Origin of the sequence: Pseudoalteromonas sp. 3D05 (assembly GCF_002723455.1) — a bacterium.
Classification (GTDB): Bacteria; Pseudomonadota; Gammaproteobacteria; order Enterobacterales; family Alteromonadaceae; genus Pseudoalteromonas.
The window spans coordinates 24,682-44,946 of the sequence record NZ_PDUS01000017.1; the positions used below are offsets into that span (position 1 = coordinate 24,682).

Consider the following 20,265-nt stretch of genomic DNA (forward strand, 5'->3'; position numbering starts at 1 on the left):
CGATATCTTTGTGCAGTATTAAATAACCCCAGTTTTGGCTAATTAACCCGAATTGTTTTAGGTGCTTTTGGATAAATAATCTCGTTTTCATCACTGAGCATTAACCATATCAATGAACTATTATTATGCTGCGGTTTTTTTGCAGTACATATGACTTTTAAATTAGCCATGATAACGACAGCACCTTCACTGTAGCGTTTATCATCAAACCAACAGACAGATTGCTGGTTAATAACATCTTGTGGATTTAATAATAATGTTGTTTTTAGATTGTCTCCAAAGCTATTTACAGAGTAAATAAAACAAACAAAACATAGACCTATAGTAGTTAAAATTCTCATATTCAGCCTTTGCATTAAAAAATAACTCCACTAAGCTTATACCCAAGTTACCAAGAATTACTAGTAGCAATTTTTCAATTGGTTGCTAATAAGTGTTTTAGAGTGACTTGGGTATAAAATGTGTTAGGGTAAATAATCAATAAAATAATAATTTCGAAAACAAGGTGAACACATGCAATTTAACCAAAAGATGATGGATGAATTTGAACTGCTTGCTAAATTTCCTGTTAGCAGCAAAATGCAAGGTATTAAGATTCATAGCGATGCCAACGACAGTGTTATTAGCGCCGCACAGCGTTTATTTGAAAAAGGGATTATAGATAGCCCAGACGGCGGATATTTAACCGATCTGGGCTTAGATTTAATTGAGCATGTTACTGTGATACACAGCGCGCTGAGCAGTTAGCCAGCATCAAGCTGATTTTGCGGTGCTGCATCACTAAATGCAGCTAGCGTATTACAATGCGCGTATATGGCTGCTATTTTCGGATACGCAGTCATATCGACATTAAAGCGCAAGGCATTAAATACTTGTGGCACTAAACACACATCAGCTAGACTCGGTTTATCTCCAACACAAAAATCATGCTTCTCATCCAGTAATAACTCTAGCTTTTCAAAGCCTACTTCAACCCAATGACGGTACCATTTATTTTTGGCTTCATCATCAACCGCAAGCTCAGTGCTTAAATACTTAAGTACGCGCAAGTTATCGATAGGGTGAATATCGCACGCTACGGCATAACTTAAATTACGGATTTGTGCTTTTTGCCATGCATTGCCGTAAATCAACGGGTGTTGAGGGTACGTTTCATCAAGGTATTCTAAAATGGCTAACGATTGTCCTAGCACTCCTTCCTCAGTTTCAAGCGCGGGTAATAACCCTTGTGGGTTTTTACTCAGGTAGTGCTCACCTTGCTGCTCTGACTTTAATAAGTTTACAGGTACTAGCTCATGATCAATGGCTTTTAAATTAAGTGCAATACGCACACGATAAGCCGCAGATGAACGAAAATAAGTATACAGTTTCATGAAATGACCTTATTCAGCTTTAAAATGTTTTTTAATTGTACGCCAGCAATCAGTATAGTTTGGTTGGCGCTCTTTGCCTTCGAGGGCATATTTTGTAGGCGAAATTACATAGCGCGACTCAAACATAAAGGCGAGTGTGTTTTCGTAGCGCTGAGGCTCAAGTTCAGCATTTGACGCTTTTTCAAATACATCGGCTTCTGGCCCATGTGGCGACATACAATTATGTAAACTCATTCCACCAGGCACAAAACCATGCTCTTTGGCATCGTACACACCTTCAATTAGCCCCATAAATTCACTCATAATATTACGGTGATAATAAGGTGGGCGGAAGGTATTTTCAGCGACCATCCAACGTGGCGGGAAGATTGCAAAATCAATATTTGCAACGCCTTCAGTACCTGATGGTGACGTAAGCACTGTGAAAATTGACGGATCTGGGTGATCAAAGCTTACTGTGTTCATCACATTAAAGCGTGCTAAATCGTATTTATACGGCGCGCTATTGCCTGTCCACGCGACAACATCTAGCGGGGAGTGACCAATATCACAGCTGAACATATTGCCGTTAAACTTAGCGATTAATTCAAACTCGCCTTCTTTATCTTCAAACGCGGCCACAGGGTATTGAAAATCACGATCGTTTGCATAGCCGTTTGCGCCCACAGGGCCTCGCTCAGCTAATACATATGCGTGGCCGTAGTTTTCACAAATATAACCTCGGGCCGTGTCAGTTAGTAGCATCACTTGGAATTTAATACCACGAGGTATTACCGCAATCTCACCAGCCTTCACAGTTAAGTTACCACATTCAGTTTTAAGCAGTAGCTCGCCTTGCTGCGGAACAAACAGCATTTCACCGTCAGCATTATAAAAATAGCGGACGGTCATTGATTTATTGGCTACATATACGTGAATACCAATCCCTGCTTGGCCATTAGCATTGCCATTGGCGGCCATTGTGATCAGACCATCTATAAAATCTGTAGGTTGGCTTGGAATATCAATAGGGTTCCAACGTAACATAGTGGGTGGAGTCGGTACTTCAGTGATTGGTGCTGTGCGAATTAAGCCATTGTCTATTGCAGTGTAATCACCTTGTACCACTGAAGGGCGAATACGGTACATCCAAGTGCGACGGTTATCAGCACGCGGGGCAGTGAACGCTGTTGTACTAAATTGTTCAGCGTACAAATCATATTTTACTTTTTGAGGGCTAAATTGACCAATAGGTAATGCACCGGGTAGGGCTTCGGTTTCAAACTCATTACCAAACCCTGTCATGTATTTTAATTCGCTTGTCATCACTCGACTCCTTTGTGTTTTACTGTAAGATACTCTCATGTGAGATTAAATTCAAACCTTCTGTTTTTATCGTGCTGTACATATTTATGGACAGGCAAAACACGACTGTAAAGCCCATTTGGGCGGAGATTTAAGAAGATGGCACTCGATTTAGCGACCTTTTTACCTTATAGATTAGCAAACCTAGCCAGTAAAATGAGTGAGGAGTTTGCGAATGTATATCAACAACAAAGCGACTTAACTATTCCACAATGGCGTATTTTATTTAATTTAGCGCAGTTTGGGCAAAGCCATGCAAAAGCTTTGTGTGAGCAAGCAGCAATGGATAAATCAACTGTGTCACGCGCTATCAAAGCATTAATAGATAAGCGTTATGTGTTGAGTTTAGAGAATCCACAAGACAAGCGAGCCAATCTACTGGCACTGAGTGATGAAGGTCATAGTTTATATCAGCAACTGGCACCAGCTGCATTAGCGTGGGAGCAAGATTTATTAGCGTCATTAACGCAAGATGAGTATACGGTTTTGTTAAGTTGCTTAAATAAATTACAGACAAAATTAGAGGCGTAAAACAAAAAAGCCCATCAAAAGATGGGCTTTAGAATGCTTATTGTATCAAGCTAACTTGGAAAATTAGAAAGTGTATTTAACACCAATACGCATTTCCCACAGTGAAGGTCTTGATTCAACGCTTGCGCCTGATGGGTCTTTAAACTCATTAAACACGTATTGTCCGTTTACGATACTAGCGTCAACAGCACTTTGCATTGCACTGCCCGTTTTAAGTACGCCCCAGTCATCGTTTATCATGTTACCGATGTTTTTAATAACAAAGTATGCAGCGCCTTTTTGGCCTTCGCCAAAGCCCATAAACTCTTGCTCTACTTTGAAATCTAGCGTTACCCACCAGTCGCCATCGATGCTGTTACGGTTATTAATTTTACCGCGTGTTAGGCCTTCACTTTCAACCCATTCATTAAATGCTGCTTGGTCAAAGTCATCACCATAAACAACTTGGCTGTCGTCAAGTGTTGGAACATAAAGTAATTGGCGAGGTGCGTCGTTGAAGCCAAGTGAGTAGTTATCTTGGTTTTCAAATCCATACGAGTATGGGTTAGTTTGTTGTGCTTGACCAAATAAGTTGAACTTAGTCTCGTAGCCATCAAAAATTTCATGGTTGTACGATACGCTCATAGTAAAACGATGAGGGATTTCGTAGTTAGATGTTGCAAGGCCTGGGTTTTCTGAATCAGATACCGCAATACGATGGTAGTTAGAAAACGCAACCGAGCTGGTCATTGGGTGAACATCTTTTGCGATGGTATAAGCATATGAAAGTGCTAAATCAATACCGTTGTCAAAAGACTTGTTCATCGCTAATGATAAAACCTGTGAGTATGCATCGTCACCTTTTACATTAGTAAGAAGGAAGTCTGAACCACCGTTGTAAATTGGGCGTCCGTCTGGTGCAACACCTGTTTGCTCGTAAGCTAGGTTTTTAACAATTGCTGAGTCTTGTTTATCAGTGTAAAGATAATCAACGTTAAACACATAATCGTTTTCAGTGATGTATGTCGCACCTAAAGAGAACTTCCACTCTGAAGGGATTTCAAAGTCAGGATCTGTTACGTTAACATCTGCATCCGCACCACCTTGGCCTACAGTGTCGTAAAGATCTTGTGGGATATCGTAACCAGGTTGGCCATTGCCATTAAATGCCACCGCGTCAGGACCTAGGATTTGCATACCACGTTGATTAATTTGGACATTACGAACACCATCGTTTGAATAGCTGTTTGAAATCCAAACATTTGGGTTACCGCCTGAGTACAAGCCAATACCACCACGGAACTCTAATTCATCGCTGTAAATCCAGTTTACACCTAAGCGTGGTTGTAATAGATCAACACCGTCTAAGTTTTGACTGTTTGAAAAACCGTAGCGGTCTTCAAAATTTTGATTAAATGTTGGTACATCATCACTGGTATAAAAATCATAACGAAGACCGGCAACAATTGAAATGTCGTAATCAATTAGGTCAAACTTATCTTGGAAATATAACGTGTTTAATGCGTACTTGAATTCACCCGCTGCGTCATCTGGGTTATGGCTTGCTGCGTTACCGTAATAAACACGAGCAATACCATCTTCAAAGTCCTGTATGGAGCTAAAACGGTACTCACCTTCATTATGTTGTACGAATAAGTTGAACACATCAAGCTCTTCACGCTCATAACCAAACGATAGCTCATGATCTTCTAAGTAGTAGGTACCTGCAAGTTTAAGTGATAAATTATCGTATTTAAGTTTGTTAGCTTGGCGAGAGTCATCTGGGCCTAAGTAAACATTAACATTGCCGGTAAATACATTAAACTCACCAAAACCTGATGCAGCATCAAGTGAATTTTGGCGGTTATCAAGCTTTGAGTAGCCTACGCGCACTTCAGTTGAAAAGTCATCTGTCCAATCTGAGTAGAACGATGTTACGTATGACTGAAGCTCCGCGCCACGCTCAAAAAAGTGGTTTGACAAAGATAAACGGCTTGACCCGCTATCAGATTGCGATAGTGAATAACCATCGTTATAGTTATAAACAAAGCTTGCACGGTGATCGTTATTGATGTTCCAATCAAGCTTGATTAAGATTTTTTCATCTTCAACAGGCATACTTGGTACCATAGTACCTGGATCGTAGTCATAAGTGTCGATTGAGATTTGTCTAATGCGATCTACCGTTGCTTGGTCAATACGACCATTTGCAAACGGGGCATAATCAAAAATTTGTGCGCCTTCAAGCTTTTCGTATGAAGTGAACAAGAATAACTTATCTTCAATTAGCGGAAGACCTACATTAAAGCCATAACGTTTTTCTGAGTAGTCACCTAAGTCTTGTTTTTCGCCTTCGATTGAATCGCCAGACATTGCATCATTGGTGTAGTCGTAGAAAAAACCACCTTTGATTTCATTTGTACCAGACTTAGTTACTGCGTTGATGTTACATGATGTGAAACCACCATATTGTACATCAAATGGTGCAAGCTCTACGGCTACTTGTGCGATTGAATCGAAAGAGAATGGCATTCTTTCAGTTGGATAACCGCTTGAGTTCAAACCGAAGTTATCGTTCATACGAACACCATCAACAGTTAAGCTATTGAAGCGTGGGTTACCACCACCACAGTTGATAGCGCCTGCGTTTGTCTCGTCGATATAGATACGTGGGTCGGCACGAACAATGTCTTTTAAGTCGCGGTTAATAGCAGGTTTGTTTTCTAAATCATCTAGTGAGAAATGAGAAGCAGGACCTGTACTGCCTGATTGTGAGCTGATAGGTGCACCACTTACAACAATTTGTTCCATTTGTTGTGAACGCAGGGCCACAGAAATAGGGTAAGTTTGACCTAGTGTTAAATAGACGTCGTCTAGTTGCGCGTCTTCGTAAGTATCAGAATCTACGATTATTTTGTATGGGCCACCAACACGTAAACCCTTTGTAGAAAAGTTACCTTGTTCGTTTACCGTTGTTGTTTTTGTTGAACCAGAAGGTATATGAATAATAGTAATTTGCGTGCCTGAGGCAGGGTTACCATTAGGGCCTGTGATTTGACCTTTTACAGATGATGCAGTTTCATTTGCAAAAGCAGCACCACTTGCGCCAACACATGCTGCAATAGCAAGTGATAACGCAGTTTTGCGTAGTTGAATTTTCATTATTAATTTCCCGTGTAAGGTATTATATTTTAGTAATTTTAAGTTGTAACATGCTTGGTTTGCTAAGCAATAAATTGTACCCATTCATTTTATTACAAATAGATTACATTGCACACAAATTTGTAATAAAAATAATGATAGGCGCTGAAATGAGTGCCTTAATCATGAAATACACTGTAATTTAGGTGTTTTTTATGACAGTAGTATGAAATCGATTATTTTAGATATAAAAAAACCCGCCAATAAAGCGGGTTTTTGATTATTCACTTACACAGTGGTATTAGAACTTGTAGCTAATGCCAATTTTAGCTTGCCATGCAGATGATGACGTTGTGATTTGGCTGTAGTTACGAACATCAGCACCGTTATAACGGCTATCGATGATGTAGCGGCCTTGGTCATCTAAACCACCAAAGTCATACACAGCTTGGTCAGAGAAACCTAGGCGTTTTTCAACACCCCAATCGCTATTAAGCAAGTTTGCGAAGTTATCAACCATGAAGTAAACCTCACCGCTGTGGCCTTTAGCAAAACCAGGGATTTGTTGCTTGATGCTTACATCCATTGTGGTAACCCAAGGTTGAGTACCTGTGTTACGGTTTAGGATAGTGCCACGTTCAGAAATACCTGCGCGATTAAGTAGCGTTTCAAGTTCAGACCAGCTCATGCCTGATTCTTCCCAGTTTACATTAGCGTCATCAGCCCCTGTTGGGATATACGCTAAGTAAGCAGAGCTTGAGTTAAAATCACGTGAGTCACCTAAATCACCATCTCGGAACATACCCATAGTGTAACTAAATGGACGACCTGAACGACGCTCAAAGTACATGTTGAACTTAGTTGCATAACCTGCGAAAAACTCAGTGTTGTAGCTCACGTTGATTTTAAAGCTGTGCTCAACTTCATATGAACCACGGTGCGCTAAATCTTGGTTACGGTTTTGCGTAATGTTGTACTGGTAGTTACTTTGTGCACGCGATGAAGAACCTGATGCTGCTTCAGTGATATCTTGGTGCGCATAGCTTGTTGAAATATAAAGACCGTTGTCCCACTCTTTTGCAAGAGCTGTTGAGAATACAACTGAACGGCCATCTTCAGACGAGTTGGTCATCGCAATATCAAAGTTATCTTGTAAATCGCCAGTGTAGATACTCTCTTGAATTAAACGATCACCATCAGCAGCTGTGCCAACAGGACGAATGGCTGTGTTGTGCCAAACCGCTTCATTTTCTTTAACATGGTAAGCAATTTCTGCCTGCCATTTAAAGCCGTTGCCTAGTAATGCTGAATCAAAATCGTATTCAAAGCCTATTTGCGAACGAATGCTTGAAGGTAATTCAAAGTTTGGATCAACATAGTTCGTGCTACCTGCACCTTGAACTAACGTGTTTTTGATTTCATCTGGTACAACGGTAATGTCTGCAGGGTTAGCCGCATAGTATTCGTCGATAGCGCTTTGTGGTGCTGCAACGAATGTAATACCGTCATTTTGGTATGAATTGTTATACCATACGTTTGGAATACCACCTTGGAAACGACCAATACCACCATTGATAGTAAGGGCTTCGGTTGCATAATACTTAAAGCCAACACGTGGTAAAATAATATCTAAGCCATCTAGGTTTTCTTGGTTAGTAAAGCCATAGGTGCTCGCAAAGTTTTCATTCAGCGTTGGTTTGTCATCTGACGCTAAACGCTCATAACGAATACCTGCTGATAATTCTAAATCGTCGCCAATGTAGAAAGTATCTTCAATATATAGCGCTAATTGACTGCGAGTTGCATCGTATGCTGTATCTGCTGGGTTATTTGTGTACGCATTGCTGTAAGAGAAGTCATACGTATCTCTAAAGTTACCTACTTCACGGTTTGCAAATCCGTCAAACGTATCGAACTCCCACGAGCCTAGTGAGTTTGCGGCGAATAGATTGTAAAGGTTAAGTGACTCGTAACGCGCACCAAAGCTAAGCTCATGCTCATCTAAAAGGTAGGTTGCGTCAAGCGTTAAGGTAAGGGTTTCAGTTGCAGAAGAGTTTGCATGGCGGAATTCGTCAGTACCAAACTGGAATGCAGGCCCACGGAAGCGCTCTTCAACTTTTACACTACCGATGTTTGAATTTGTAATGCTGTCAGAAGTAACATCTTTGTATGCAATACCGATTTCAGTAGAGAAGTCTTCATTCCAATCAGAGTAAAGCTTGGATGAGAAGTTATTAAACTTAGTTGCATAGGTGTAACGTGATGATGCTAAATCAACCGTACTACCGCCTGTGCCAAAATTACGCTCATCTTGGTCATCTTGCCACTGGTAAGTAAAGTCTAAACGGTGGTCATCATTAACGTTCCAGCTTAGTTTAACCAATAAAGATTCATTGCTATCTTCAGGGTCACCACCTAATGAGTCTTGCATGCCGTAAACTGAATCTAGAATTGAGATAAACTGGTTAAAGCTTTCTTCAGATACATCGTATTCGTTGGTCGCGCCTGAATCTTCAAAACCGTAATCTAGGTCAAGCTCGCTCTTCCAGCTGTTGTAGTTTACAAAATAAAATAGTTTATCTTCAATTAGCGGGCCGCCAATATTAAAGCCAAAACGCTCTTCTGTTTGGTTTGGTGATACTTTGTTAACTTCATAGGTGCGGTGGCCATCTTTATCTAATACAGGGCTGCCATCAGCTGTAATTTGTGAAATGCTGTCCACATCACCGGCGATATCAGGTGTTGATGTTTCGTAAAAACCAGAAAACTTAAACTCGTTAGTACCTGACTTTGTTACGGCGTTGATTGTGCCGCCACCAAAGTTGCCTTTAGATGCAGAGAAAGGAGAAACATCTACAGAAATTTGTTCGATCGCATCAAGTGCTACAGGAGGTTGCGCAGTTGGGTAACCACCATAGTTAAGACCGAAGTCATCGTTTTGGCCAATGCCATCAACTGTTAAGCTATTTGAACGCGGGTTGCTACCAGCAAATGTTAGTTCGCCATTACCGTTGATGCTTGCAAGTGGGTTTAAACGGGCAACATCTTTAATATCGCGATTAAAGCTTGGCATATTATCGATGGTGTCTTCACCGAATACGCTGCTAGAACCACCTGACTGTTGTACAATTTTATAGCCAGATACTTCGATCTTTTCCATGCTTAACGGTGCTAACTGTGACGATAAACGATATGTATCACCTAGCTCTAAATAAATGTTATCCAACGTTGTGTCGTTAAACGTGTCTGAATCTACAACAACCGTGTAAGGACCGCCTACGCGAAGACCATTTGCGATAAACGTACCACTTTCGTTAGTCGTTAATTCACTCACAGTACCTGTTGGTTGGTGGATAACTTTAATTTTAACATTGGCAGCGGCAGCGCCAGAAGGCGTAGTAATTTTACCGCGCATTGCTGATGATGTATCTGCTGCCATAGCACTCGTTGAAACACCTAAAGCGAGTATTACCGCTCCAGTTAATTTCGAAAGACGAAGCTTGTTCATTTTGTTGATTCCCGTGTAATAGGTTATTTAAGGTTTTTACTAATTGATGTTAGATGGCATCTTAAGTGCCTTGTCTAACGGTTTTGCTGAGCTATCGAACAAAGTATTCAATAACCCTGCGAGTCTGATACCGGCTTGAAGTAAGCGTGTTTTAACAATCGGAACATTGTTGTAAATGTAGCTATAACTAACTTTATCGTTTTCTAATTTGTATAAGTTAGTGGCTAAGTTATGTGATTCGGTTAACCATTGCTCAGGTGAGCTTGCAAGGTACTCAGCTTTTATTTCAGCATTATGAATGTCGATAAATTGTGCAAACTCAGTGAACGATAAGTTTTCGCTCTCAACTAATTTGGTATCCCACAGTGAATGCAGGTTGGTGTTTTCACCAAAGAAGGTTACTTTAATGCGGTTACCGCCTCTATCTTCGGCACGGCCAGCGTGAAATGGTTGGTGTGCATCACCCACTAAGTGAACAAGAAACCGCAGGCTAAAACGTTTAGCGTCCACAGTACTTTTTTCGTTCTTAAGCGTCTCAATAGCAAAGTACATTCCTTCAAGAATATTTTTTACGTTATCTTTATTTAATTGATGAGAATGGTCGTGAGAAAACTGTGAAGAATTAGTAGGGGAGTTAATATAGTGCCAGCGAGAGGATTTCTTTTGCCAAAACTCGCTTGGGTTCGAACGCATTTCATCAGCCCAAGTAGATATTTGTGCAAGGCTTTCACCTTCTAATAGTTTGCTAAGTGATGAGCGGGTGGTATCGGTTATGTGGTTATCGGCAACCTGGCCAACAATTCTGTGGCCATTTTGACCCCAAGCGAGCGCATTTTGGGATGTAAAAAGAAAGCTAATAGCTAAAAAACAACTGAGACCACTAATCCGATTGCTTAACATTTGTATTTTCCTAAAAATAAATTAACTGCGTACTGAACTATTCTTAGAGGTCAATTGTCCTGATTTTTAGTGGAATAGGAAGGACTCAACAAGATTCATAATTTCTTGTTCATAAACTATATTTATCAATGGGTTATTTGTTTTGAGTAAAATTACCTATTGTAATGAGTAATTAAAATTGTTCAAATGGTGATATATTCGCTTTTGGATTGTTGAAGATTTGAAAATTAAGCAGCAGATATTATCTCACTCTACATTTGTTACAGTTTTACTACTGTTTTTTGTGATGCTTTGGTTTACCACTCAATTGATTGTGGCTACTGAATCGAAAACGCTGAAGCCTTTAATAGAAACATCGAGCCGTTGTTTTACATCTGCGTCGCAAAACAAAGAGCAATTAATTATCTATGCAACGTCACAAAAAGTAGCTAAATCAATTATTAATAGTTTGTGCGAAGATACTGTTGTAACAAAGCAATACGGTGAAGTACGAGGTTTTTGGGGTTATCGTACTGCTGACAGTATTGAGTTTGTGGGTAAAGGAATTGCTGATCTGATATTAGCGAAAAACAATATTATGTCTGCGTTTAAGGCAGAATCTACGTATAACTACCAACCAATTGTAGGTTTTCCAAGCTATACCGCATTTTTTATATCAGCAAAAGAAAAGCCTAAAATTGAAAAACAGTATTTTTTAGATAAGCGAATTGGCTTACTAGATTATCCAACCAGCCGCTCAGGTCATATTTTACCAAAACAAACCTTTAAAGAGTTAGGTATCAACTTAGAAAATTTAGACGTAACCTACGCAAGCTCCCACAGTGAGCTTAGGGAGTTACTCGCAAACGGTGAGGTAGATATTATAGCCTCATTTTGGAAAAATACAGATCAACAAAGCTTTTCAAAAAACTATATTACGCCTATCAGTAATAATATTATTGGCACACGCTGGTATTTAAAAATGCAACACGAAAATACTGACTTGCTATGTGCTATTCAAATAAATTTACTAGCGTTATCACAATCACAAACGTCTACTTACTTCAATCATGTTGAGCCCTATTGGCAATGCAGCGATTCAGGCGCTGTTTTCTTAGGAGAGGGTGATGATTAATAAATTTTGCCAAGTGGTTATAGTACTTGTTTTTATATTTTCTATAGTGATTTTTAAAGCTGCGGGTTATCTGCAACAACAACACAATATTGAGAATGTTATTACCCAAGCAGAAAAGCGTATAGCGCTTGATATACCTCGCTTAGATTTATCGAATACGTTTTTAAAACATTCGGGCAATAGTGCAGCAATCAAAGGCTACCTCAGGCGATTGAATAAGGCGCTAGAAAGTGACGCTGTGACTGTGGAGGCCATTGGTGAGACTAAAATAGAAGCTGCAGACTTAAGCAGTAAGTCGGTAATTGTTCGCCAACTTGCAACCAGTGATAGTAGTGTTGCAGTCACGTTTCGAATTAACCATACATTTTGGCAGCTAGGTGATTTAGCAAGTGCTTTAATTTTGGCTTTGTTTGCTTTAGCTTTTGGTTATTGGGCTGGGAGTATTAAACGCTCCAAAGCGGGTGCTATTAGGGCACGCAAGCAAGCAGATGAAACCCAAGCACCAGAGCCGTTTAAATTGGTTGTAGATCTTAATACTAAAACGTTGGGCAGTACGCATGATGCAGCATTAAATGTATCATTAGCTAATAAACCATTATGTTTTTACTTAGCACTGATTGAATTTTGCAGCGAGCAGCCAGATACCATTTTAAATCAAAATAAAAATGTGCCAGATGAGTTGATAGACATTGCAAACAAATATTTTTACCGACTAATAGAGCTCGGACACACGATTCGTAAACGGCCCAACTTTTCCAACAGTTTGGAAAAAACACTCAGTGAAATTCGTGCTGCATTAGATGAAGTGTTAGTTGAATACCCAGAATTAAAAGAGATTTATTACCCGCCGAAAGCGCATGGCGAAGGCTCTCGTTCGCGCCTGCACAGTTATGGTTTAAACCAAATTAGCAATGAGTGTATTGAAGTGATTGGTAAGTAACTGGGCAAACATTTAACACGAGTAGGTTTAACGCTTATTTTGCGTAATACCATGCAATGTAAGATTAAATAGTCTTGAGCCTACACATAACAATGCCACTACAGCACTGAGGTCAATTGTTCCTCAGTGCTGTAAGTTGTTTGCTAAAGGTTATTTAACCTGAACTCTGGATAATAAATCTATCTCCAGCGGCTACTTTCAACGCTAACTGCGTTGAATTTACATGCAATAGGCCAGCTATTGACGCGTAAATTCGCCTTGTTATCGCTAAAAGTCTCCGGCTGGAGACGAACAAATATATTTGTGATTTAATATCAATACATTAGTACATCTCTTAACCCGAGTTCAGGTTATTTAGGTGCAAACGCTGCAGCACTGATTGGGCTGTTTTCTGTAAAAAAACGTTTTAATGCTTGGGCATCAGTTTCGTCAGTGCTCACAAACCCTTGACGATCAGTCAATGTGGGATATCCATCACCGCCAGAGGCATTATAACTGTTAATACTCATACGGTAGGTCGCGCTTAAGTCCAGTGGCTGGCCATTAATAAGTACACTGACTAATTTTCCGTTTTCGCGCTTGAAACGCATTTTATGATACTGCATGTAAGCGCCAGCATCGGGTGGGAAGCTTGTTACAACGTCTAAGTAATCCCATAAATCTTGGCCTTGCCAATCCATGTAAGTAATACGATTTTTAAAAGGGTGAACTTTTAAGATGTCCTTGTAACTGACTTCACCAGCAGCAATGCTATCGCGAATACCACCGCCACTAATAATTCCAAAATCTGCGCCGACTGTACTCATTTGAGCCGCTATAATTACGCGTGCTAAATTAGTTTGTTGATAACGTACTTTGTTGCGGTCACCTTCTAATTTTGCGTCAACAAAGCCGATTTTGCCTTCAATTTGTTTCGCACCTTTTGCTTGGTAGTTAGCTAAAAATGACTTGAGCTCAGGGTTAGGTGTAATGTACTTTGCAGCTAAAACAGGTTTTGTAGTGCCGTCAGCTTGTGGTTGTTCTATGTATAGATTTACAGGGAGTAATTTGTAATCAATTAATGTGAGTTGGCCGTTTTGTAGTTTAAATTCAGCTTTACCTACATATTTTCCCCATTCATGTGCTTGCATGATCCAAGTACCATTTTGCTGATCTGGTTTACAAGCTTTACCTGGGCCAAAATTATCATCATTGATGTTTTTATCTGCCATACAAATCGGCTCTTGAGAGTGGCCGCCGATGATCATATCCAGTGTGTTTTTAGGGAGTGAACGAGCAAGTGTTACATCGCCTGGCGCATTAATACCAAATGCAGCATCTACATAGTGGCCCATATGCGTTACGGCAATGGTAATGTCTGGTTGGTATTGCTGATTGATTTTGTTTACCAATGTGTTGGTCACGTCTATCGGCTCTTTGAACTCTAAACCGCCAATATATTGAGGATTACCAATTTTAGCTGTATCGGTAGTGGTTAAGCCAATAACTGCAATTTTAAGTCCTTGCTTATCAAATACCTTATAAGGCTGAAATGCATTTTCACCGGTTTTTTTATCAAAAATATTAGCTGATAATAAGGGAAAGTTTGCCCATTGCTGTTGTTTCTTTAATACACTTAAAGGGTTGTCAAATTCGTGATTCCCCAATGCCATTGCATCATAGCCTATCAACGACATACCTTTAAAATCTGGCTCGGCAAATTGTAAATCAGACTCAGGTATACCTGTATTTATATCGCCACCAGAAAGCAGTAAAACAGCATGGCCTTGTTTTTGTGCATCATTTCGCAATTGATCAATCAACGTTTTGCGTGCCGCCATACCATACTCGCCTTTTTCATTGTGCCAAAAGCGACCATGATTATCATTGGTATGTAAGACAGTTAAATAGCGAGCTTCATTTGAAGAGGTTGATTCGTGTTGGGGGGGGTTATTACTACAAGCAGAAACACTTAATAGTAAGAGAAAACTAATAATTACGCGCATAATGTGACCCGTGTTGTCAGATGCTGTTCATTAAACGCGTAGTTTAAACTAAATTTATGACTAAATAACGTTTACAGCGCTACTTTTTTAGTTTTCAGTCTCTAATTGTCCTGTTGCCGCTAATTGCCTGCGGTTTAGTTCCTGCTCAGCGAGTGCTGATTTTTCATGATTGTTACCCACCATCCAATTTAAAAAACTGGCTGGGAGCTTTGTATACGACTGACCTTGATGTAACCCAAAGTCGCAAATATGCTCATTGCTTTGTGACATGACGGTTGATCCTGTTGTGTGTTTTTGTTGTCGCGGTCATCCTAACAAATTAAAACCATGGAATTGAGATCATTTAGTTTTAAGCAGCGTCTCTTTATAACGTCAACGAATAAAGAACAAGGTGTAAGTAAGTGTAACTCGATTGTAACCGTTTTGAGTTGATTTGTATTATTAATGGTTTGCAGCTCGTAATTGATGCAGTGTTTGTATAGTATTTTCATTAAATTTACATAAGAACAACACTGTAACTGGAAACAAAAACAATGAAAAAAATGATATTAGCAGGGCTTCTAGCGGTCACAACATTTGCCAGCAGCGCGACTGTTGTTGAAATGCAAACCTCGCAAGGAACCATCACTATCAATTTATTTGATCAACACACACCGAAAACAGTTGAAAACTTTTTGAGTTATGTTGATAACGAATTGTATAACAACACAGTGATTCACCGCTCAGTTAGTAACTTTGTGATTCAAGGTGGTGGATTCACCTATAACAATGAGTTTAAAGCAATTGAGACATCAGATGCTGTTGATAACGAGCCTGTTTTATCAAATGTAAAAGGCACTATCGCTATGGCAAAGTTGGGCAATGATGCAAACAGTGCGACCAGCCAATGGTTTTTTAATTTAAAAGACAACAGCGCAAATTTAGATAATCAAAATGGTGGTTTTACTGTATTTGGCCAAATTACGACAGATAGCTATGCTGTAATTGATGCAATTCGTGAGCTAACACATTGCGGTGAAATACCTGTTGTAGACATCACCACCGAGCAGTGTGCTGATCCAGATACTGTTATAACATCTGCTAATTTAGTCTCGATTAACAGTGTTGTTGTTTTGGATGATGATCCAAACTCGTCAATAAACTTATCGCCAAAAGAAAATACAAGTAATAATGACGATGGTTTGATTGTTACTCCTGATGAGGGTAGCTCTAGTGGCGCTATTGGCTGGTTTGTACTGCCGTTGGTGTTATTCGGCTTTAAACGCCGTCGCACTGTTTAGGCATTTATAAATAGTGCTATCAACTGTTTGATAGCACTATTAAATGCGTTATTAAACGCTAAATACGCGCAAAACAATTAGTACCCACAGTACTAGAATCATTAAGCAACCAAGTAAAAAGCTGTAATAACGTGGTTTTACATTATTTGCACCGACATGAATCAGCGTGTGCACAATTCTTGATACCACAAATCCCCATGCAACGGCTGTGAATAAAGTGCCTACTGCGTTCATTTGCATTGCAGCTAGGCATGCAATGAAGAAAAATACTGGCATTTCGAACTGATTGATAAAATTTCTATCTGCCACTCTTACTCTGTCTCCTGCGTGTTCGAGTTTCATGGTCGCGAAATCAGACATTGAAATTGTTTTGTTTTTTGCAGCAGCGAAACGACGACGCCCCATAATTACCATAACGGTAAAAGTTAATAAAACCTGTGCAAACATCGCCAATAACAAATACTTATCCATTTTGAGTCCTTTTTATTATTTAATTATAAAACTTGCTCAGACTAACAGTTTGTTTTTGCAATTTACAATGTGTTACAAAGTAAATAGGAAAATGATTGCAAGCATTTTGATATTTACCGATCATTCAAACAATACATTAAGTGATGGATTAGCCCTGAATATGAAAAAAATTATTACCCTAAGTGCAATAGCGCTTGCTGTTTTATCAGGTTGCGGCACAACTACAACAACACCCGTTCAACAAAATACTGCATTATTATCAGATACCTTAGTAATAAGCCCAAATGACAATCGCGAATATAAAACGCTTAAGTTAGCGAATAACATTGAAGTGATTTTAGTCTCAGATCCAAGTGCAGAAAAGTCAGCAGCGGCACTGAGTGTAGGGGTAGGTTTATTACATGATCCTATGAGCCAGCAAGGCATGGCGCACTATTTAGAGCATATGTTGTTTTTAGGCACAGAGCGCTACCCAGACACTAAAGGCTACTCTGATTTCATGACTAAAAATGGTGGTGCCCACAACGCCTACACTTGGCTTGATATCACTAATTACATGTTTAAAGTAAATAACGATGCCTACGATGAAGCCCTTGACCGCTTTGCCGATTTCTTTAAATCGCCTAAGCTTTATCCTGAATACACAGATAAAGAAAAAAACGCCGTAAACGCCGAGTGGTCAATGCGCCGTGAAATGGACTTTTTTGGCCAATTTAAACTGGCACGTAAAATGATGGGCGATCACCCAGCTAACCGCTTTTTAATTGGTAACCTTGAAACGCTTGGTGATAAAGAAGGCAGCTCACTGCATAAAGAAACCGTCGATTTCTACAACAAATATTACTCTTCAAATATTATGAAAGTGGCAATGATTTCTAATTTACCACTGAGCGAAATGGAAGCAAAAGCACAAACGTACTTTGCAGATATTGAAGACAAAGAAATCGAAGAACCAACAGTCACTAAGAAGCTTGATTTTGATAACGTTGGCGGAAAACGTGTTCATTACGCACCAAACGAAGACGTAAAACAGTTACAGCTTGATTTTACTATAGTTGATAATAGCGATGAATTTGCGGTTAAACCAAATCGCTTTGTTGCTTACCTGCTCAGTAATGAAATGCAGGGAAGCCCAGCGCAAATATTGCGTGATAAAGGCTGGGTTTCGCAATTATCAGCAAGTAGTTCTCCTACGCACTACGGCAACTATGGTGCACTTACGGTTGATATACAGCTGACCGATGAGGGTATGAAGAATCGTGAAACAATAGTCGCGACTATTATGCAATATATCGATCTTATTAAAAAAGAAGGGGTTGATAGCAAATACTTTAATGAAATTCGTACATCGTTAAATAATCAATTCCAATTCTTAGAAAAGGGCGACGAATTTGGTTATGTTAGTAACCTCGCTGGCAGCATGCAAGAGTACCCAATTAATCATGCTATTAATGCGCCGTATCATTATGCGAAGTTTGATGCTGATGCGATAAACAATGTGCTTAAGCAATTAAACGCCGACACTCTGCGAGTTTGGTATACATCTAAGCAAGAAGAAACCGATTCACAATTACATTTTTACGATGGTAAATATCGCATTGAAGATATTAGCGATGAAGAGATTGCCAGCTGGGACAAGCCAAGTGAGTTTGACCTTGCACTGCCAACGGTAAACCGTTTATTGCCTGAAAGCTTTGCTATTAAAACCGCTGAATTCGGTGAGCAAGAAAACCCAGAGTTAGTCTATGACAAACAAGGCGTAAAAGTATGGCGCCAAGCAAGTCAAAACTTTGCTGAGCAACCTAAAGGTTTAGTCGAAGTGTATTTAAATACACCTGACGCACTCACAGATATTAAAGCCAAAGTACTGTATTCAGTATGGGCTGATCTATATAATTTACAACAAAGTAAATTAAGCACTGAGGCTGCGGTTGCAGGCATGAGTGTAGGTTTAGAAGCAAGTAATGGCTTGATCTTATCACTAAGTGGTTTTACGGATAAGCAAGATGTATTGTTGGCACAAGCGCTTGAATCAATTAATGTTCAAACAACGCAGCAAGGCTTAGCGCAAGCGCTAGACCGCTTCCAACGTGGCTTACTGAATAAACAAAAGCAATTTCCTTTCTATCAAGCATTTGACGAATACTCAAAGCTGATCAGAACCGGCAGCTTTGATACGGACGAATTAATTAAAACCGCCCAATCAATTACCCTTGCAGATTTTGAGCAATTAAAACAACATACATTTAGCAATAATGAACTGCGTGTATTTACCTTTGGTAACTACAACCAACAAGATGTTGAAGCCATTGCAAAAGAGCTAACAGATGTTTTACCTAACAATCATCAATCTACAGCCTTTGCGCGCAGTAAAGCGTGGTTACCGCAAGTAGGTGAAACCATCGTTTTACAAAAAGACATTGATGTTGCGGATGTAGCGATCATCGATATGACTGTGCACCCAATCGCCGGTTATAAGCAAAAAGCGCAAGCACAAGTATTACAAGATCACTTTAGAACTATCGCGTTTGACAAAATGCGTACCGAAGAGCAGCTAGCCTATGCCGTAGGTGCACTTGCTCGCCCAATCGAAGATTACTCAGCAATTGGCCTGTTTATTCAAACACCAGTAAAAGGTCCTAAAGAAATGCAAGCGCGTTTCGAGACGTTCAAAAAGCAATACGCTGTTGAGCTTGATAATATGAGCGAGGAGACATTTGCTCAGCTTAAAAATGCATCCCTTGTTTCGCTTAAAGAGCAGCCTAAAAACTTAAGTGATGAAATGGGCCCATTGATTGGTGATTGGTACCGCGAGAACTTTGACTTTGATTCAAGAGCAAAGCTAATCGCAGAAGTAGAAAAAGTCACCCTTGCGGATATTAAAGACTATTACAAACAAACCATGCTAAACCCAGAAGCTGCACGGTTAAATGTGCAATTACGTGGTAGTAAATTTGCCGACAAAGCGTTCGCAGACTTACCAAAGCAAACAAAAGTCACAGACTTACAAGCGCACTTTGATGGTATTAAATTGCAAAAGTAACAAATGCTAATATAAGTAGTATAAACACATTAAGCCCAAGCAATTGCTTGGGCTTTTTTGTAATAAATAAAAAGTTGCGAACCTTTTACTAAGCTAAACCGTCTTGTAAAAAAGAGATAAAGGAATTGCATGGATTCGACGCAAATAACGCTTGCTGTCATTAATGCGCAGCAGGGCGATGAGTTAGCTTTTAACTCATTATGTAACTGTTTATACAAACCAAGCTTTCTCTTTGCGATGAAACTGAGCAAGCAGACGGATTTAGCGAAGGATATTACTCAAGAAGCGTGGGCTGTAGTGGCAAAAGATATTCGAAAACTAAAAGAGCCCAGTGTATTTAAAGCGTGGCTATTTAGAGTGGTGTATCACAAATTCATAGATACAACCCGACAAAGCAGAGGCTACGAGAGTTTTCAGCTAGGTAAGCATGAACAAATAAGAGATATAACAAGTAGTAATGAGCAATCAATTGATTTACTCAAACTAATAAATAACCTGCCAGATAGTGAACGGCACAGTATCTACTTATTTTATCTAGAGCAAATGTCGATTAGTGACATCGCCTTAATAACGGATGTAGCGGTTGGGACAGTTAAGTCACGCTTGCACCGAGCAAGAGATCAGTTGGCAGTATGGTTAAATGAATAATTGGAGAG

The 20,265-nt window shown here is 39.7% G+C and carries 16 protein-coding genes; 7 read left to right on the forward strand and 9 right to left on the reverse strand.

Annotated elements, in window-relative coordinates:
- Positions 1-38 precede the first annotated feature (38 nt).
- Entirely contained in the window at positions 39-341 is a 303-nt protein-coding gene (locus CSC79_RS15485) for a DUF1496 domain-containing protein (protein ID WP_099296653.1), read from the reverse strand.
- Positions 342-513: 172 nt separating this feature from the next.
- Here CSC79_RS15485 and CSC79_RS15490 point away from each other — a divergent pair, with 172 nt between their 5' ends.
- Positions 514-747, forward strand: coding sequence for a TIGR02647 family protein (locus CSC79_RS15490; RefSeq protein ID WP_099296654.1), 234 nt, complete (start codon positions 514-516; stop codon positions 745-747).
- On the opposite strand, the gene maiA is transcribed toward CSC79_RS15490, so the two are convergent.
- The gene (maiA, locus tag CSC79_RS15495; protein WP_099296655.1) at positions 744-1,373 is read right to left on the reverse strand and encodes a maleylacetoacetate isomerase; all 630 of its coding nucleotides are present in this window, start codon (positions 1,371-1,373) and stop codon (positions 744-746) included. The genes CSC79_RS15490 and maiA overlap by 4 nt on opposite strands.
- A gap of 9 nt (positions 1,374-1,382) precedes the next feature.
- Entirely contained in the window at positions 1,383-2,678 is a 1,296-nt protein-coding gene (gene hmgA / locus CSC79_RS15500; RefSeq protein ID WP_099296656.1) for a homogentisate 1,2-dioxygenase, read from the reverse strand.
- Between the two features lie 138 nt (positions 2,679-2,816).
- Here hmgA and CSC79_RS15505 point away from each other — a divergent pair, with 138 nt between their 5' ends.
- Positions 2,817-3,248, forward strand: a complete 432-nt coding sequence (locus tag CSC79_RS15505) for a MarR family transcriptional regulator (RefSeq protein ID WP_099296657.1) — start codon at positions 2,817-2,819, stop codon at positions 3,246-3,248.
- Between the two features lie 63 nt (positions 3,249-3,311).
- Here CSC79_RS15505 and CSC79_RS15510 read toward each other — a convergent pair whose 3' ends face one another.
- The 3 genes from CSC79_RS15510 to CSC79_RS15520 form a co-directional block, all read right to left on the reverse strand.
- Entirely contained in the window at positions 3,312-6,389 is a 3,078-nt protein-coding gene (locus CSC79_RS15510) for a TonB-dependent receptor (RefSeq protein WP_099296658.1), read from the reverse strand.
- Positions 6,390-6,669: 280 nt separating this feature from the next.
- On the reverse strand, positions 6,670-9,876 hold the full coding sequence (locus tag CSC79_RS15515; RefSeq protein WP_099296659.1) for a TonB-dependent receptor: 3,207 nt from the start codon (positions 9,874-9,876) through the stop codon (positions 6,670-6,672).
- Positions 9,877-9,915: 39 nt separating this feature from the next.
- Entirely contained in the window at positions 9,916-10,776 is an 861-nt protein-coding gene (locus tag CSC79_RS15520; RefSeq protein ID WP_099296660.1) for a S1/P1 nuclease, read from the reverse strand.
- A 286-nt stretch (positions 10,777-11,062) separates the two neighbouring features.
- On the opposite strand from CSC79_RS15520, the gene CSC79_RS15525 reads away from it, so the two are divergent.
- Positions 11,063-11,890 carry a PhnD/SsuA/transferrin family substrate-binding protein gene (locus CSC79_RS15525; RefSeq protein WP_099296700.1) on the forward strand — a complete coding sequence of 276 codons (828 nt, stop codon included), beginning with the start codon at positions 11,063-11,065 and terminating at the stop codon, positions 11,888-11,890.
- A complete protein-coding gene (locus tag CSC79_RS15530) occupies positions 11,883-12,830 on the forward strand; it encodes a hypothetical protein (protein ID WP_237114039.1) in 948 nt (315 codons plus the stop codon). The genes CSC79_RS15525 and CSC79_RS15530 overlap by 8 nt, the downstream gene beginning before the upstream one ends.
- A gap of 350 nt (positions 12,831-13,180) precedes the next feature.
- On the opposite strand, the gene ushA is transcribed toward CSC79_RS15530, so the two are convergent.
- Both ushA and CSC79_RS15540 read right to left on the reverse strand, forming a co-directional pair.
- Positions 13,181-14,815, reverse strand: coding sequence for a bifunctional UDP-sugar hydrolase/5'-nucleotidase UshA (gene ushA / locus CSC79_RS15535; RefSeq protein ID WP_099296661.1), 1,635 nt, complete (start codon positions 14,813-14,815; stop codon positions 13,181-13,183).
- A gap of 87 nt (positions 14,816-14,902) precedes the next feature.
- A complete protein-coding gene (locus tag CSC79_RS15540; protein ID WP_099296662.1) occupies positions 14,903-15,085 on the reverse strand; it encodes a hypothetical protein in 183 nt (60 codons plus the stop codon).
- A 263-nt stretch (positions 15,086-15,348) separates the two neighbouring features.
- On the opposite strand from CSC79_RS15540, the gene CSC79_RS15545 reads away from it, so the two are divergent.
- Complete coding sequence (locus tag CSC79_RS15545) at positions 15,349-16,095, forward strand: peptidylprolyl isomerase (RefSeq protein WP_099296663.1); 747 nt, start codon at positions 15,349-15,351, stop codon at positions 16,093-16,095.
- A gap of 51 nt (positions 16,096-16,146) precedes the next feature.
- On the opposite strand, the gene CSC79_RS15550 is transcribed toward CSC79_RS15545, so the two are convergent.
- Positions 16,147-16,566 carry an MAPEG family protein gene (locus CSC79_RS15550; protein WP_099296664.1) on the reverse strand — a complete coding sequence of 140 codons (420 nt, stop codon included), beginning with the start codon at positions 16,564-16,566 and terminating at the stop codon, positions 16,147-16,149.
- Positions 16,567-16,726: 160 nt separating this feature from the next.
- On the opposite strand from CSC79_RS15550, the gene CSC79_RS15555 reads away from it, so the two are divergent.
- Both CSC79_RS15555 and CSC79_RS15560 read left to right on the forward strand, forming a co-directional pair.
- Positions 16,727-19,609 (forward strand): insulinase family protein, encoded by a 2,883-nt coding sequence (locus tag CSC79_RS15555; RefSeq protein WP_099296702.1) that lies wholly within the window; start codon positions 16,727-16,729, stop codon positions 19,607-19,609.
- 129 nt (positions 19,610-19,738) lie between these two features.
- Complete coding sequence (locus CSC79_RS15560; RefSeq protein ID WP_099296665.1) at positions 19,739-20,257, forward strand: RNA polymerase sigma factor; 519 nt, start codon at positions 19,739-19,741, stop codon at positions 20,255-20,257.
- Positions 20,258-20,265 lie beyond the last annotated feature (8 nt).